General features: G+C 62.8%; 10 protein-coding genes. 3 read left to right on the forward strand and 7 right to left on the reverse strand.

Annotated elements, in window-relative coordinates; genetic code table 11:
- Positions 1 to 10: 10 nt before the first annotated feature.
- Genes ACRWA7_RS00650 through ACRWA7_RS00660 form a run of 3 tightly spaced genes read left to right on the forward strand, consistent with a single transcriptional unit; the run spans position 11 to position 3,275 of the window.
- Positions 11 to 970: a hypothetical protein gene (locus ACRWA7_RS00650; protein ID WP_438390632.1), complete on the forward strand. Its 960-nt coding sequence runs from the start codon at positions 11 to 13 to the stop codon at positions 968 to 970.
- Positions 967 to 1,866, forward strand: coding sequence for a c-type heme family protein (locus ACRWA7_RS00655; RefSeq protein ID WP_438390633.1), 900 nt, complete (start codon positions 967 to 969; stop codon positions 1,864 to 1,866). Before ACRWA7_RS00650 ends, ACRWA7_RS00655 begins: the two co-directional genes overlap by 4 nt.
- Positions 1,863 to 3,275 (forward strand): serine/threonine-protein kinase, encoded by a 1,413-nt coding sequence (locus tag ACRWA7_RS00660; RefSeq protein ID WP_438390634.1) that lies wholly within the window; start codon positions 1,863 to 1,865, stop codon positions 3,273 to 3,275. The genes ACRWA7_RS00655 and ACRWA7_RS00660 overlap by 4 nt, the downstream gene beginning before the upstream one ends.
- On the opposite strand, the gene tagF is transcribed toward ACRWA7_RS00660, so the two are convergent.
- From tagF to tssH, 7 genes are read right to left on the reverse strand one after another with little or no spacing between them, the layout of a single operon-like run.
- Entirely contained in the window at positions 3,272 to 3,856 is a 585-nt protein-coding gene (gene tagF, locus ACRWA7_RS00665) for a type VI secretion system-associated protein TagF (RefSeq protein ID WP_438390635.1), read from the reverse strand. The genes ACRWA7_RS00660 and tagF overlap by 4 nt on opposite strands.
- A complete protein-coding gene (gene tssM / locus ACRWA7_RS00670) occupies positions 3,853 to 7,422 on the reverse strand; it encodes a type VI secretion system membrane subunit TssM (RefSeq protein ID WP_438390636.1) in 3,570 nt (1,189 codons plus the stop codon). The genes tagF and tssM overlap by 4 nt, the downstream gene beginning before the upstream one ends.
- Positions 7,419 to 8,747 (reverse strand): type VI secretion system protein TssL, long form, encoded by a 1,329-nt coding sequence (tssL, locus tag ACRWA7_RS00675; RefSeq protein WP_438390637.1) that lies wholly within the window; start codon positions 8,745 to 8,747, stop codon positions 7,419 to 7,421. Before tssL ends, tssM begins: the two co-directional genes overlap by 4 nt.
- Positions 8,748 to 8,762: 15 nt before the next feature.
- Complete coding sequence (gene tssK, locus ACRWA7_RS00680) at positions 8,763 to 10,097, reverse strand: type VI secretion system baseplate subunit TssK (protein ID WP_438390638.1); 1,335 nt, start codon at positions 10,095 to 10,097, stop codon at positions 8,763 to 8,765.
- A gap of 3 nt (positions 10,098 to 10,100) precedes the next feature.
- Positions 10,101 to 11,624: a type VI secretion system-associated FHA domain protein TagH gene (gene tagH, locus ACRWA7_RS00685; RefSeq protein ID WP_438390639.1), complete on the reverse strand. Its 1,524-nt coding sequence runs from the start codon at positions 11,622 to 11,624 to the stop codon at positions 10,101 to 10,103.
- 9 nt (positions 11,625 to 11,633) lie between these two features.
- Positions 11,634 to 13,610, reverse strand: coding sequence for a type VI secretion system Vgr family protein (locus ACRWA7_RS00690; RefSeq protein WP_060858760.1), 1,977 nt, complete (start codon positions 13,608 to 13,610; stop codon positions 11,634 to 11,636).
- A complete protein-coding gene (gene tssH / locus ACRWA7_RS00695; protein WP_438390640.1) occupies positions 13,597 to 16,200 on the reverse strand; it encodes a type VI secretion system ATPase TssH in 2,604 nt (867 codons plus the stop codon). The genes ACRWA7_RS00690 and tssH overlap by 14 nt, the downstream gene beginning before the upstream one ends.
- Position 16,201 lies beyond the last annotated feature (1 nt).

Consider the following 16,201-nt stretch of genomic DNA (forward strand, 5'->3'; position numbering starts at 1 on the left):
AGCGAAACGCATGAGACATCGCCTTCATTACTTCCTGTTTCCTTCGCGCTCGCACCCGCCCTTCAAACGCTGTCTGCGCGGCTTGCTCGCGCTCGGCGTTTTATTCGCGGCGCCGCACGCGCATGCCGGCTGGACTATTGCGAGCGCCGACGCGCCGGTCACGATCGTTCGCACGACGAATGTCTATCAGTTGAACGCGGGACAGGCGCTGCGTGACGATGACCTGATTGAGTCCGCGCCGCACAGCATGGTCCAGCTACAGGACGACGCAGGCAATCTGCTGGCGCTGGGCGCGCAGACGCGCGTGCTGCTCCAGGCGGGATCACGCGTGTCGCTGCTCGACGGCTGGCTGAAGGTCGCGCATGCATGCGCGACGGAGCCGTGCACGACGCCTGCCATCGATACTGAACGGGGTTCCGTTGAACCCGGCGCGAATGCTGCGGCAGTCGTCGCGGCCCTTCCCGGCACCAATGGCGGCAAGTCGACAATCGCCGTATTCAGCGAGAGCGGCACGCAAACGTTAGCCGTCTCCGCACGCCGAAGCACGATCACGCCGGGCAGCTTTGCTTATGTGACCGCGAGCGCGCCGCCGCAAATCGCGCAGCGTCCATCAAGCGCATTTCTCACCGACATGCCGGTCGCCTTCCGCGATGCGTTGCAGCGTCTTCCCGTGACGCCGTCCGCACATGACAGCGGATCAAAACCGCTGCGTGCCGCGACCTATGACGACGTGTCCGCGTGGCTCGCAAGCGACTTGCCCGCGCGCAAGCGTTTTCCCGCGCGCTTCCGTCCGCGCTTGGCCGACCCCGCGTTTCGTCGCGCGGTCGATCAGAACCTCAAGGCGCTGCCCGAGTGGCGCGTGCTGCTCTATCCGCCCGCACCGCGGCCCGACGCGCGCCAGCGCGCGCTGCATGCGCTTCGCGTCGACTCGTCCGCGTGGCCCGCGAACTCACTCTATCTGCACCCATGAAACGCAAACTCTCCCTTAGCGTCAAGTTCAACCTCGTGTTTCTGTTCATCTTCGCAATCGCATTGAGCGCGGCGGGCGTGGTCGCGGACCGCCTGCTGCAAAAGCAGGCGCTCGATGAAACCGTGCACGACGCCAACGTGCTGATCAGCGCGGCTGCATCGATGCAAAGCTACACCGCGACCCACGTCACGCCGCTGCTCGCCACGCAGATCAAATACCAGTTCGTGCCCGAATCCATTCCCGCGTTCTCGGCCATCGAAATGCTGAACCTGCTGCAGAAGGATTTCCCGAACTTTTCCTACAAGTCGACCATGCTCAATCCGACCAATCCGCGCGACCGCCCGACGGATTGGGAAACCGATGTAATCACGCATCTGCACGACCATCCCGACCTGAAACAGATGACCGGCCAGCGCATCTCGTCCGGCAATCCGACGCTGTTCCTCGCGCGGCCAAGTCGCATCACGGACGTGGCGTGCATGCAATGCCACAGCACGCCGAGCGCGGCGCCCGCCACCATGATCGATAAATACGGCTCGGCGAACGGTTTCGGCTGGACCATGAATGACGTGATCGGCGCGGAGTTCGTCTCGGTGCCCATGACACAGCCCATAGAACGCGGCCGCGCTGTCTGGCGCACCTTCATGCTGTCGTTGACGGCAGTGTTCGCGGTCGTGCTGATCGTGATGAACGTAATGGTGAACATGCTGATCACGCGGCCAATTCAAGCGCTCTCGCGCGCCGCCGACGAAATGAGCCTAGGCAAGCTCGCCGAAACACCGCTGCCGACCGGAGGATCGGATGAGATTGCGTCGCTGGCGGTATCGTTTGGACGCATGCGCACGAGTCTGGTTGAAGCGTTCAAGATACTCGACGAAGAGCCGCACGAATCATGACCGCCGCAGCCGATACCCCTTCCGAACTCGGCCGATACCGCATCGAGCGTGTGCTTGGACGCGGAGCGATGGGCGTGGTGTATCTGGCGTTCGATCCGCAGATCGAGCGCCATGTCGCGCTCAAGACCATCCGCCACGAGTTGTTGCCGAGCGGTTCCGAAGGCGGCTCGCTGCATGACCTGACCGCGCGTTTCCTGAACGAAGCGCGTGCGGCGGGCCGGCTTGCGCATCCGAACATTGTTTCGGTGTACGACTACGGCGAAGCGGCGGACACCGCGTACATCACGATGGAGTATGTGCGCGGCGAGAGCCTTGCCGCGCGGCTCGTGCAACATGCCCGGACCCAAACGCGCATTGAACCGGCGCGTGCGTTGGGCTGCTTCGTACAGCTGCTCGATGCACTCGATTACGCGCATCAGGAAGGCGTGATTCATCGCGATATCAAGCCTGCCAATTTGCTGATCACGCAGCGCGGCGAGTGCAAGATCACGGACTTCGGCATTGCGCGAATAGAAGCGTCGCATCTCACGCAACTGGGTACGGTGATTGGTACCCCTAGTTATATGTCGCCGGAACAGTTCACCGGCGAAACCATTGACGCACGCGCCGATCTGTTTTCCGCCGCCGTGGTGCTGTACGAAATGCTGACCGGCGTGTGTCCGTTCGCGGGCACACCGACCGTGGTCATGCGGCAAGTGTTGAGCGACACGCCGAAGCTGCCATCGGAAATCGCGCCGGATCTGCCGGGTTATATCGACGCCATCTTGATGAAGGCGCTTTCCAAGCGCCCCGACGATCGATTTTCTTCCGCGCGCGAATGGCGCGACTTGCTGATGGGCGCGCTCGGTGCAGCGCAATCCGACGATAGCGATCAGACGGTCATCGCGTTTGCGAAGCCGGTCGCATTGCTCGAAGCGCCTGAACTCAGCGAGCCGTCAATGGAATGGCCGCCCGAACTGATTGCGCAACTGGAGGAGCGTCTGGCAAGTCACGTAGGGCCCGTCGCGACGATCTTGCTGCGTCGTGCAACGGCCAGGTCGTCGGACTTCAACGCGCTGCGCGAGCGGCTTGCCGCGCATTTTCCGACAGACGCCGCGCGTCGCGATTTCAATTCGCTTTTGATGCGGCTGGAAATGCCGGGGGACGGATCGCGGGTTTCCTCGAGCATGAAGCGGACTTCAATGCCCGGGAACACGTCGATGGTCCGCGCGAACCTTGAGCCCGCGTTGCTGCAGGACGCAACGCTCAAACTGGCCGCGTATGTTGGGCCCATAGCGCGGGTCATAGTGGCGCGCGCTGCTGCAAACGTGCCCGATACCGACGCATTCTACGAGCGTCTTATAGAAGCTGTGCAGAACCCGAAAGACCGCGATGCGTTGGCGCGGGATTTCGGTATCGTCCCCGATTAGCCTTCCAGCAAGCGCAGGAACAGCGCCGCGTCCAGCGCGCCCTCATGCGTGTGCAGCGCTTGCGCCGCTGTCCACCACACGCTCGCCGCATTGTCCTCGTTCAAAAAGCGCCTGAACGTGTCGCGCCAGACGAGCGTCTCCGCACCGCTGTCGAGTTGCGCCAGCTCGGCCTCGAATGTGCTCAGCGAAAAGCTCGCCTTCAACGTCGATAGCGCCAGTCCCGCAGCATGTTCGTACCACGCGGAACTGCTGCGCAGCCAGTCGTGGAAAACAGTGTGATCCATTGGACGGGCCACGACCAAAGGAAAATAACGCCCAACCGCGTCGATGCCCGGCATCATCACGCCTGCATATGCTTCGTCATCCATAACGCCGGGTTTCATGGCGAAGCACCATAGCGGCATGCCAAGAAAGTCCTGCAGCCATGCTTCGCCGAACCGTTCACGTGCCTTGAGCAAGCCGCGCTGCAGCCACGCATCCCATTGCACGACAAATTCCCGCGACAAACCCCGTCCGACGAAATCACCATGCGTGCGCACTTTTCCGTAGAAACCCGTGCCGGCTTCTTCGCGTTTCATCATAGTTGCGCCGGGCAGCGAAAGCGGTCGAGCACGCCCGCGCGAAACGGATTGACCACGCTGCTCGCGGTGAGATCGACCGTGACCAGGCCGTTGCCGAACGCTGCCTTGAAATGATCGGGTTGGCCCGCTGGCGTAATGCGGGCTGTATCGAGCAGATGGAACAACGCCCACGGACCGTCCGCGTGCGGCGTGCTCGTTTGCGCAGGTTCAAGTTCCACGTGCGCTTGTCCCGTGCCTTTACCGCTTGGCCACTGGAATGCTGCTGTGGCGCCCGGCGTGCTGTCCGTGGCAACCAGTTGCACGCCGTCTATATCGAGTACAAAGCGTTTGACCGATGGATCGATGGCCGCAAGCTTCGCCGAAAATCGCACCGATACATCATGGCCGCCGTCGCGAAAGAGCGCATCGCGAATCTGCGCGGCGTTCTGAAACTGGGCGAGCACATCATCAGGAATGCCGAGCGAACGCGCTTCCGGACGCCAGCGCCACACGGCTCCCGACGTATCCACGCGGTTCTGCAGGTTCTTCTGGAAGAAGTCGTCAATCAACCCACCGGGCGCGAGAATGCGGCCGAAGTCATCGGGCGCGGCGTCACGCGTGGAGGTACGCACGAGCGGATAGCGGCCGTCGAGCGCCTGCCTGCAAGCAGGTGCAACAGCCGATGCCCACAGCGCCCGAAGCTGCGCGCGCTGGCTTTGGACCTGCACCGTGTCGGCGTTATCGGCGACGCCCTGCAGCACCGAACCCAGCGGCGCGGGCGCACCTTGCGCGAGCAGCTTGAGGCGGTCGAGCGAACCTGTCGGCGGCAGGGGCAGCGATTGCTTGCGCGCGGAATCGACCGCCTGCAACGTTGCGGCGGCTTCCTTCAATGCATTGATGGAGTCGTCCACGGGCGCACCGGACGCCGCGCCGGGCTTGCCCGCCAGATCATGCAGCGCCTGGAAATGCGTGTTGACGAGCGCGGCGCTGTCGGCGGCCGCGGCAGGCTGCGCTTGTCCTTCCGCTGATCCACTGCCCAAGCTCTTGCGCAAGGCATCGAACTTGCCCGTGGCAGCGCCAGTCGCAGCGCTGGGCGCGACGAACGTGGTCTCGACCGACGCCGCCTCGATCAATGCGCGCAGCGGCGAATTCTGCGATCCCATCAGGTTGGCCACACGCGCTCCCTGATCGGGTGCGGAGAACGGCACGACGCCGACATCGCCAAGCAGGCCATCCCATTGCCGGATACTTTCCTCGCAATACAAACGCGTGAGCGCAGTACGAAGATCGTCGATACCCGCCGCATCCGGTTTCGTTTCAGCGCGTCCCAATACCCAGTCATCCTTCGCAATGTTGGCAAGCGTCATCTCGCGCAAACGCAGGAACGCGGTGAATCCGGCTTGCGTATAAGCGCCATCGATACCCTGCGTCAACGGCGTTCCGCTCTTGCGCACGAACACAAGCAAACCACTCGGCCCCGCCGCCTTTGCGATCGAAAAATCAGCCAGATGCAGTTGCGAAAGCTGCTGCTGGATACGGCTGTTCAGACGCTGCGCAAGCGGCACGCGGCTTAACGTTGCGCGCGCTTGTGCAATCAGGTTCTGATCGAGCGGCAGGTTCGAGTCGAACTGTCCACGGCGGAAAAGCGCTTCAAGATGCTGGTCGATGCTCGCCCGCTGCGCGTCGCTTGCCGTCCTGAGCGGACCGCGTTGCCAGTCGCGCATGGCCCAGCTTCTCAGCGCGTCGGGATCGTAGTGCGTCGGGTCGCCGAGCATCAGATACGCGCGCAACACTTCGTATTGAAGCGCGGCGTTGTTCGCATCTCCACGCCGCAACTCTTCCTCCATGCGCTGCACGACAATCGGCAACAGCGTCTGACGCAACAACCGCTGATAGACACGTTGCGCTTCCGCGCCAAGCTTCTCGCGTTGGTCCAGGCCGAATTTCGCCCACCAGATATCGCCGCGGCTTTCGCGTTCCGCCTCGCCGCCGGGCAAGTCACGGGCGGCATCGAGTACGGGAAGCACGGCGAGCGGATCATCGCCGAGCGTGGTCTGTTGCACGCGCTGCTGCAGGGCCGCGATCTGTTGGCGGCTTTCTTCCACGAAGCGCCGGTTCGCCCGGTCGCTTGCGAACAGACCCACCAGGCCCGCGATCAACAACGCCCCGACCACGCCGATGGCAACCTGCTGGAAGCGCGCGCGCCGCCGTTCAACGCGTAAGTTAGTGCCCGCCAGACCCGCTTCCTCAAAGATCACGTCGCGCAGCAAGCGCTTTACGAAATAGGCGCGGCCACTTGATGTATCCGCCAGCAACACCTCGCGTTGCAGCCCGAGCGCGGCGGCCATGGAACTCATCATGCGGTCGAGCGGCCGGCCGCTTTGCGTGCCGCTCGTGAAGTACACGCCGCGCAACAATGCAGCGCGATCAAAGCGCGATTCGCCGAAGGCATCGTCGAGAAAGCGCTGCAACGATGCTTCGATTCCAGCGAACTGCTGCGGGAACGAATAGATCAGCGCACGGCGGCGCACATCGGTTTCCTGCTGCATGCGTTGCAACACCCGATCCTGAAGCTGGCCGTGCAGCAGGCGGAATTCATCGGGGAAACGCTGCAATGGTTGCGCCGCATGTTCCGTATCGTCCTCCACCGAATACTGGAACGTCATGCCCCAGACCTGCTCGCGTTCGTCGCGGCCGAGGTCATCGAAAAATTCGGAGAAGCCCGAGAGCATGTCGCTCTTCGTGACCACTACGTACACCGGAAAACGCATGCCTAGCTGCTTGTTAAGCTCGCTCAAGCGTTCACGAACCGACGCTGCGTGGGCCGAGCGCTGTGCGTCGGTCTGCTGCAACAGGTCCGCCGCCGATACGACCACCATCACGCCATTGAGCGGCCGCCGCGGACGGTATTTGCGCAGCATCGCAAGGAAGCCAAGCCACGCGCCGCGATCCGCTTCTGCGTGGCTGTCCTGCGTGGTGAAGCGGCCGGCTGTGTCGAGGAGAACAGCGTCGTCGGTGAACCACCAGTCGCAATGACGCGTGCCGCCGACACCGCCAATCGCCTGCGCGCCCAGACGGTCTGCCAATGGAAAGCGCAGGCCGGAATGGACCAGCGCCGTGGTCTTGCCCGCGCCCGGCGCACCGACGAACATGTACCACGGCAGGTCGTAGATGGTCTGGCGGCGCGCATTGAACCACGAGCGCCAGCCTTTGTTGTCCTTGCCTGTTGCCGTGCTGCGCAGCGTCTTCAATGCTTCTTCAAAACGCGTGCGCAGGATCGCGAGATCGGCATCGGCTGCTTTGCGCGCCTCGCTCGGTTCGCGATTCGCAGGGTTCACCGAATCCGCGATAAGACCGCGCACGAAACTGGAACTCGCGAGCCGCGCCTTCAAAGCACGCGCGCCGAAATAAATTGCCCAGCATGCGAAGAGAAGCGCGATCACGATCCATCGGCTTGTTGTGCTGCCAAGCGGCGCGCTGCCGTTGAACGCGAGCAACGGCCCCTCGAACCACACGATGAACGCCAGCGCCATCACGCCGAAAAACGACATGACCGCCGGCTTTCTGAATCCGCTTAACCATCTCATGACGCGGCTCCTGGCGAAAGAATCACAATGGCTACGCGACGATTTTTCGCGCGGCCCGCAGGGGTATCGTTCGATGCAACCGGGTCCGTGTCGCCCCGTCCTTCGGCGCTCAGGCGCGCGGGCGAATTGATGCGCGCCGCGAGGATCGCGCGCACCGTGTCGGCCCGAGCCTGAGAGAGCGCCACGTTAGATGGAAACCGCGCCGAGATGATGCGCTGGTTATCGGTGTGTCCGATCACTACCACGTTGCCCGGCTTGTCCTGCAATGCGTCCCCAATGCGTTGCATCAGCGGGGCGAAATGAGGATCGAGATCGGCGCTGCCCGATGCGAACAACTGCGTGCCCGTGGCCGTGTTGTTGATCGTGACCGTGGTGCGGTCCGCCGAATCGCCGACGCTCACCAGGCCTTGCGCAATCTCAGGCGCAAGGAATCCGGCAAGCGCGGCGGAAAGCTTGGGCGCGGCATCGACCTTCGACGCCAGCACGGGCGCAGGCGCCACGCGGATCGAACGCATGGAAGCGAACACCGGATCGGAAAAATCGTTGATGCGAAAGCTCAATACAAGGCTTGCCGTGACGAGCACGAATGCGGCGAGCGCAAGCGCGACCCATAGCGGCATGAACTGCAGCAAGCGCTTGCGCTCGCGCGGCGCGGGCCGCCAATGCGGCGACAACGCGCGCTCGATCGGTGCACGCTGCGCGCGGATCATCTGTTCGAGGCGTTCGCGTATGACATCGAGTTGAGTCTTGCCGCCTTCCATCAAACGGTAGCGTCCGTCGAAGCCCAGCGCGAGCATCACGTAGATCAGTTCGAGCAGATCGACGTCGATAGCGGGTGTCTGTGCAAGGCGCTGCAGGATCACGAACAGGCGCTCGCCGCCCGATGCCTCGTTATGGAACGTCACGAGCAAACTGCGGCGGCCCCATACGCCCGCGCCCCACGGCGTGGCTGCAATCGATTCATCGATAAACGTGCACAGGCAATAGCGCGCCGGACCAAGCTGCGCGTCGGGCACGCCGAACGCGCGCCCGTTGGCTTCGAACGTGCGCACCATCTGGATCAATTGCGTGCGCAGTGCTTCGAGGTCAGGATGGCTCGTCAGGCGGCGCAATGGCAAGGCGAGTTCGAGCAGCGGATTCGCGGCGCGCAGCAGCGGATTGCGGCCGGCGAGCGTGGCGTCGAGCGGCGCCAATGCGGGCGCCTTCGCCGTGGTCCTGGCAGCCGCCGCACGCTCGCGCTTGAGGCCGGGCGTGGGCAGCATGATCGTGCGGGCCGCATCCAGGAAACCCGAGTCGTCGAGTGTCGGGTCCGTGTCGTTAGTCATTGCAGTGTCCTTGTTTCATCGACGGATGGCCCAGCATTCCATTGCGAGGCCCGGGAATTCGCCCGCGACGTGCAGCGCCATGCCGGCCGATGCGTTGAGCGCTTGCCAGCCTTCGTTCTTGTCGTCGAGTTCGAAATACGTGAACCCCGCATGGAACGGAAGCTGTCGCGGCGCGACCGGCAACGCGCGCAAGCCGATGCCCGGCAACTGCAGGTTGACGAGATCGCGAATCTTTTCGACCGCGCCGATCTTCACCTGGCTGCCGAACGCGGACAGCAGCGTTTCGGTCGGAACCTGGGCGCGCACTGCGAGCACGAAGGTGGCGTTCGTGAAGAGCGAGCGGTCGGCGACCAGCGCGACCCGCAGGCCGTACTTGCGTTCCTCGAGCGGTATCGACACGACGCCCGGATCGGCGACGCGGCTCAAGGCAAGACGCAACGCTTCAATGACGGGCATGAACGTCTCCTTCAACCTGTCATGCCGATACACCGGAAAAACCGGCGGCCGCCGATCGCGCTGGCTGAAAGTCGCAAGCTCGCCCGCCAGCTGCAGCGTCGCCTGAAACAGCGCTTCCGGATGCAGGCCGGTCATCGAACCAAGATGCGCGACCAGCGGCTGCGCCCGGTTGACGATCTGCAGCAGCAGGAAGTCGGAGATTTCCGCCATGCCCGCCGCTTCCGGTTGCGAAAGGCGGCCCGCCAACGCCTCGCCGCGTTGCTGCAGCAAGCCGTTGAGTTCGGTTGAAAAACGCGCGAGCTTGGCCGCCACGCGAAAGTCCAGACACGGCGCGCAGTATTCTTCGTCCAGCACCACGCGCGAATCGCTCAGACGCTCGACCACGCGCGCGACGCCCACATAAGCATGCGCGTGCGCCACGTCCGGTTCGAGCGCAAGCTTCAAACGAAGCTTGCCCACTTGCAGCAACGTGCTGACGGCATCGGGATCGTTGCTGTCGTGCACCTCGAATTCTTCCGCCCGATAACGCGCGAGATTGTCGACGCGTTCGGGACCGCCCGACTCGGTTGCGCCCGGCCGGCGCACCGGCAACGCGAGTACGACGAGCAGGTTAGCCGTGCCTTCGGGGATATCGAGCGGCTCGGGAAGATCGTCGTCGGCGGGCAGGTTGAACGGCGTGCCGTCGGGCAACACGCCTGCCGCCGAACGCAGCGCGAGCTTGCCGAGTTTCAGCAGTGCTTCATCTATTTCCACCGATGTAAAACCCCAGCCGTAAGCACGCAGGCTTTCAACGCGGGCTTCGAGTTGCGTCTGCACGTGGCGGTCGTGCTGCTGCAGATGCTGCGGCTGCAGGAACATGCCTTCTGACCAGATGACCTTGCTATTCCAGTACATGGTTTATTCGCTTGGAGTTGGACGCGTAAGCGCGTCGAGCTGCGCCTGGTATGCGCGGCTGAAAGGCTCGCCGAAAGTGCGCTGGAAGTCGTCGCCGGCGTCGCGCGCCACGTGTTCCCAGGTATCGACGAAACGCTGCCAGAGGCGCGCGCGACGATTGCCGAGCAATGCGTCGAGACCTTTCGCCGCTCCAAGCGATCTGTCGATGGTCACTGGATCAATACGCGACATTGCATGTTCGAGCGCGGCACGCATGCCCGCTACAACGGCGAGTTCGTGTGCCTGGATATCGCGGAAGGCTTCTTGCAACGCATCTTCGGGTGCGAGATAACCCGCGCCGCCAGCACCGAGCATTTGCGTGAGCGCCATGTCGACGTCCGGGAAAAACTTCAGCGGATTGTTGTCACGCTCCTCGATCAGCGTCATCGCTATGCGCGTCTCGCGCTTGGCCATGGAACGTGAGCGCAGCGCGGTCATCGTTCCTTGCGTCGCCACGCGCAGCATGCCGCCGACAAGTCGCGCAAGTTCGGGCGCGGGAATGTGGCGGACGGTGCCGGCATGGATGCCGAGGCCATCGAGCAGTGCTGCGAACGTGGTGTCATCATTTGCCGGTGGTGTCGCTGCGGCGGCTTCCGGTCGCTGCGCTTTCGGCCGAGGCTGGGGCTGGGCCTTTGGCTCGGGCACGACGAACGCCGTCTCTGGGAGCACAGGTGGCGAGCCCTCCTTCAGTTCTATCGGCGGAATAAATGAGTCCACGTCACCCTCCATACTTGCGGCGCGTTGCTCGTTTATTGGCAGCAACGCTGGCACGGCGGACATGGCGCGTTCCGGCGATACATGTTCGAAACCCTTGCTCGATCCCGATACCGCGAAGGGCGAAACATCCCGTTTCGCAGGACCGATTCCAAGTGCACCGCCGGGCGCGCCGAGCGCGTCGATCAGTTCCTGGTTCGCGTCCACACCGAATCGCGCAGGCTCGCGCAAGAGCGGTGTGGACGCGAGCGGATCAGGCGTGAACGGTGTATTGGCGTGACTTTCCTTCGATGCTTCATGCGGCGCGTTCCAGTCATCGGGAATCAGCGGCGCGACGGGCTTCACATCCCAATCTGGTTTCTCCGGCATCGGCGCCGGCGTTGCCGGCACTTGCGGGCGCGTCATCATGGTCAGGTTCTGCGGGTCCTGCTGATCTTGCGGGTCCTGTTCGATGAATACATCCAGCGAATACGGCCCAATACGCAAGCGATCGCCTTCGTGAAGCTGCGCCTGACGCGACCCATCGAGGATCTGGTCGTTAATCAAGGTGGGATTGCTGCCTGTATCGATCAGGACGAAAGCGCCGTCACGCCATTCAATGCGCGCCTGCACGCGCGAGATTGCGCGCTGCGTGTCGTGCAGCACGACGGTGCACTCGGGCGCACGGCCAAGCGTGCCGCCGGCTGTATCGAATTCGATGTTACGCGCTGCGGTTGTCTCGCCGCCGCTCAGCGTCATTCTCAGTTTCGTTGCGTTGGGATCATTCGATGACATGCGGACTCCTTATTTGGCGACCTTGCGCGATCCGTCGTCGGCATCGCGCGGCGGGGTCGGCGGCGGCGGGGGCACGCTGACAGGAACGGGCGGAATGCCGGGGCCGATGGGTATCGGGAAGCTCGACATCTCGATGGTTTCAGGACCGATCAAAATGTACGAAGCTCCGGCACGCAACGCGATGGTCGCGCTCGCCTCGATCTCCACCGCCATGCCCGCCTTGATCTGCACGGCCATGCCGGCGTTGAGCGAATACGCTTCGCCAACGAACTGGTTGTGCGCCGTCATGGTCGCGGCCGTCACGCCGCCGAGCACGCTCGACTTGCTGCTGCCCATCACGGTGTCGTTACGCGTGCCGTTCGTCTTGATGTACTCGCTGCCACTCACGCTCAGGTGGCGGTCGTGTTTCACGTTCATCAGCGCGTCGTGCTTGACCCAGGTCTCATGATCGCGCTCGGCGTGAAAGAACAGTTGTTCGTCGCCCTTGCGGTCATCGAGACGCACTTCGTTGTAGCCGCTGCCGCCTTTGGTCGAGTTGCTCTTCAGCGTGGAGATTGCCGCGTTCGCGGGCAGTTCGTAGGGCGGCATATTGGTGGAGTTGTAGACCGCGCCCGTGATCACCGGGCGGTCCGGATCGCCTTCTATGAACTCGACCAGCACCTCCTGCCCAATGCGCGGCAATTGCATGGAACCCCAGCGCTTGTTGGCCCAGCTTTGCGACACCCGCACCCAGCAGCGGTCGAGTTTTTGCGTACCCGATGACTGCGCAAGCTGCTCCCAGTGGAACTGGACTTTCACACGGCCGTATTGGTCGGTGAGGATTTCGTCGCCATCGGGACCCACGACCACGGCTGTTTGCGGACCCGCCACGCGGGGTTCTGGCGTAGTCCGCGCGGTGCGAAAAGTGTTGTCGGCACGAATGGCTGTAAAGCTGCAATCGAAGATGGGCAATGTGCCATCGCTCGTCGATACATAGGCATCCGACACAATCTCCGCACGCGTCTCTGTCACCAGATACTGGCGGTCCTGCGCGGTCGCCGGATGATCGCGCAGTCGGATCAGGCCGCCTGGAATGAGTCCGCGCGACGTGCTGCGTGCATCGATGGAATCATTGAGCGTCTGATGGATCTCCACGTTCACGCGTGCGAGCCGGTCGCCATCTGCGGCCTTGACGTGACCCGTCAAGTGCTCCTGCATCACATAGCGCGCCGGATCAAAGGGTGCGGCGCGTGTCGCGCGAGAGACCAGGCCGTGACTATTGCTCACCGACGCTTTCTCGAAGTCGTATTCGTTGACTTCGTATCGGCCGGTCTGCAACGTCGCGCCCGATACCCAGCGGTACACGCATTCCTCATCCTGCTCGGGCGTATCCCATGCCTGATACGGAATGGTCTCGTAGTGCGGAATCGGCCGATGTTCGCTGTTCGAATCCGCAAGCACGAGCGTATGCTTGCCACCCGCATATTCGAAGAAATAGTGGATGCCCTCGCGCTCAAGCAGGCGGCTCACGAAGTCGAAATCGGTCTCGCGATATTGGACGCAATGTTCGAGCGGCGGGTAACTCGCGCTACACGCGTTGCGAAAATCGATATCGAACGGTTCGAACACGGACGTCACGATCTGCGGCACTGTTTTCTGATAGAAGAAACGCCGATGCGCCGATTGCGTGAGCAACCACACCCTCGGATGCACGACTGCTTCATAACGCGCCATGCGGTTATGCGTGGTGTCTCCCGGCACGATCAGCCGCAACGTGGTGACAATCCCGTTGAACTGACGCTCGCCGCCCGCTGGGTAGTCGAGCGTGACGGAAAGGTTCTGGCCGAGAACATCGCCCGGATCGATGTCGTTTCGCGGGCTCAGGAACGCGAGCTGGAATTCGCTCATGCGGCCAAGCGCTTCAATGGTCGACATGCGCATGAACACCGCCGTGTCGCCGAGCGCGGCGCATTCCATGCGAACGTGGCGAGTATTAGTCGAAGACATAGGTGAACTCCTCCGCTTCAACGCTGACATGCACGCGTGCAAGTGTCTTTCCGTCGATCACGCGCGACAGAAACTCCGTGCTGATACGCGGCAAGAGACTGTTCGTGAGGATCGCGTCGATCATCCGGCCGCCACTTTCAAGTCGCGTGCAACGCACGGCGATCTGGCCGATCACGTCTTCGTCAAAAGTGAACGGCACCTGATGCGTACGGGTGACGCGCTCCGCAACACGCCCGAGTTGCAGCCGGATGATGGCCCGCAGCATTGTGTCGCTCAACGGGTAATAGGGGATCGTGACCATGCGCCCAAGCAAGGCCGGCGGGAACGTATGCAGCAGTTCCGTATGCAACTGCTCTTCAATGGTTTCCATCTCCGGCATGTGTTGCGGATCGCGGCACAGATGCGCAATGCATTCGGTTCCTGCATTCGTGGTCAGCAGGATCAGCGTGTTGCGGAAATCAATGGAGCGGCCTTCGCTATCTTCCATCCAGCCTTTGTCGAAGACCTGGAAGAACAGTTCGTGCACATCCGGATGCGCCTTCTCCACTTCGTCGAGCAGCACGACGCTATGCGGCCGGCGACGCACGGCTTCGGTCAACACGCCGCCTTCTCCAAAGCCGACGTAACCCGGAGGCGCACCCTTCAGCAGCGAAACCGTATGCGCTTCCTGATACTCGCTCATGTTGATGGTGATCAGGTTCTGCTCGCCGCCATACAGCAGTTCGGCGAGCGCCAGCGCCGTCTCCGTCTTGCCCACGCCCGAGGTTCCCGCGAGCATGAACACGCCGACCGGTTTGTTCGGATTGTCGAGTCCCGCACGCGACGTGCGAATACGCCGCGCGATCATCTCGGTCGCGTGCCCCTGCCCGATGATGCGTTTGTCCAGAAGCTCGCCAAGCCGGAGCACGTTGTCGATATCGTTCTTCACCATCTTGAGAACAGGCACGCCGGTCCAATCCTGAACCACTGCCGCGACCGCTTGGCGGTCGACGCCAGGCAGGATCAACGGCGCATCGCCTTGATGGTCCGCGAGCAACGCCTGTTGCGTTCTGAGCGCGGCAAGGTCCGCGCCCGGCGCCCCGTCGCGTAGTTGTGCACGGCGCGCGAGGATATCCTTCACGAGTTCACGCTCGGTCTTCCAGCGTGCGTTGAGCGTGGCTAAACGTTGCGTCTCTTCTTCCAATGCCGTTGACGCCGCCTCTTGCCGCGCGGATGTATTAATACCGATCAGGCTTTCGCGCGCGATCACGTCGAGTTCCGTCCTCAACGCAGCAATGCGCTTTTGCGCGTCTTCCACTGCGGGCGGCGTAGCGTGCTGGCTCACCGCAACGCGCGCGCATGCGGTGTCCAGCAAGCTCACGGATTTGTCGGGCAACTGACGCGCCGGAATGTACCGATGCGACAAGCGCACGGCCGCTTCAATGGCTTCATCGAGGATCTGCACGCCGTGATGCTGCTCGAGCGCGTGAGCAATACCGCGCATCATGGTGATCGCGCGCGCTTCGTCGGGCTCGCGCACTTGCACGACCTGAAAGCGTCGCGTCAACGCGGGATCTTTTTCAATGTGCCGCCGATACTCCGACCACGTAGTCGCCGCAATCGTGCGCACCGTGCCGCGTGCAAGCGCGGGTTTGAGCAGGTTCGCGGCATCGCCGGTTCCGGCCGCGCCGCCCGCGCCCACGAGCGTGTGCGCTTCATCGATGAAAAGAATCACCGGGCGCTCCGCCGATTGCACTTCCTCCAGCACCTGGCGCAAGCGCGTTTCGAACTCGCCCTTTACGCCGGCGCCGGCCTGAAGCAAGGCGACATCGAGCGTGCGCAGCGTGACATCGCGCAGCATGGGCGGCACGTCACCGGCGACGATCCGCTGGGCGAGGCCTTCGACCACGGCCGTCTTCCCCACACCCGCTTCGCCCGTCAAGAGCGGATTGTTCTGGCGGCGACGCATGAGAATATCGATGACCTGACGAATCTCTTCGTCGCGTCCAACGATTGCGTCGAGCTTGTCCGAACGCGCCTGTTCCGTCAGGTCGACTGTGAAGCGCTGCAATGCATCCTGCTTGCCTGAAAGCACTGAAGTTGCCGCTGCTGGCGTGCTGGAAACCTGCACACTCTCCGGCGATCCATCAAGCAGAGTCTCGAAGTCGTCAACGAGGTCATCGAGCCTCACGCGATCGAACTCGCGGGAAATGCCACGCAGCGCATTGCGCAAACCCGGCGTCTTCAACGCACCCACGATCAAATGCGCGCTGCGGACTTTCGATGCATCGAACAACAACGAGCCGTATACCCAGCCGCGCTCAACCGCTTCTTCGAGTTGCGAAGAGATGTCCGTGATCGATGTAGACCCGCGCGGCAATCTATCCAGCGCCTCGGTCAGATCGCGCGCGAGCGTGGACGGCTCGACACCAAAATGCTTGATGATCCGGTGCAGGTCCGAGTCGGGCAACTCGAGCAGTTGATGCATCCAGTGCGCCAGTTCCACATACGGGTTGCCTCGCAGACGACAAAACGTCGTGGCGCTTTCCATCGCGCGATAGCTGAGCGTGTCGAGTTTGCCGAACATCACGGCGCGGCTGATTTCTGCCATG

Source organism: Caballeronia sp. DA-9 (assembly GCF_051615025.1).
Classification (GTDB): domain Bacteria; phylum Pseudomonadota; class Gammaproteobacteria; order Burkholderiales; family Burkholderiaceae; genus Caballeronia; species Caballeronia sordidicola.

Bases quoted from the DNA above. Each gene is read 5' to 3' on its own strand.
- tagF (WP_438390635.1), bottom strand. From the start codon at position 3,856: ATGATGAAACGCGAAGAAGCCGGCACGGGTTTCTACGGAAAAGTGCGC.
- ACRWA7_RS00690 (WP_060858760.1), bottom strand. From the start codon at position 13,610: ATGTCTTCGACTAATACTCGCCACGTTCGCATGGAATGCGCCGCGCTC.
- ACRWA7_RS00655 (WP_438390633.1), top strand. From the start codon at position 967: ATGAAACGCAAACTCTCCCTTAGCGTCAAGTTCAACCTCGTGTTTCTG.
- tssM (WP_438390636.1), bottom strand. From the start codon at position 7,422: ATGAGATGGTTAAGCGGATTCAGAAAGCCGGCGGTCATGTCGTTTTTC.
- tssK (WP_438390638.1), bottom strand. From the start codon at position 10,097: ATGTACTGGAATAGCAAGGTCATCTGGTCAGAAGGCATGTTCCTGCAG.
- tssL (WP_438390637.1), bottom strand. From the start codon at position 8,747: ATGACTAACGACACGGACCCGACACTCGACGACTCGGGTTTCCTGGAT.
- tagH (WP_438390639.1), bottom strand. From the start codon at position 11,624: ATGTCATCGAATGATCCCAACGCAACGAAACTGAGAATGACGCTGAGC.
- ACRWA7_RS00650 (WP_438390632.1), top strand. From the start codon at position 11: ATGAGACATCGCCTTCATTACTTCCTGTTTCCTTCGCGCTCGCACCCG.
- tssH (WP_438390640.1), bottom strand. From the start codon at position 16,200: ATGGCAGAAATCAGCCGCGCCGTGATGTTCGGCAAACTCGACACGCTC.
- ACRWA7_RS00660 (WP_438390634.1), top strand. From the start codon at position 1,863: ATGACCGCCGCAGCCGATACCCCTTCCGAACTCGGCCGATACCGCATC.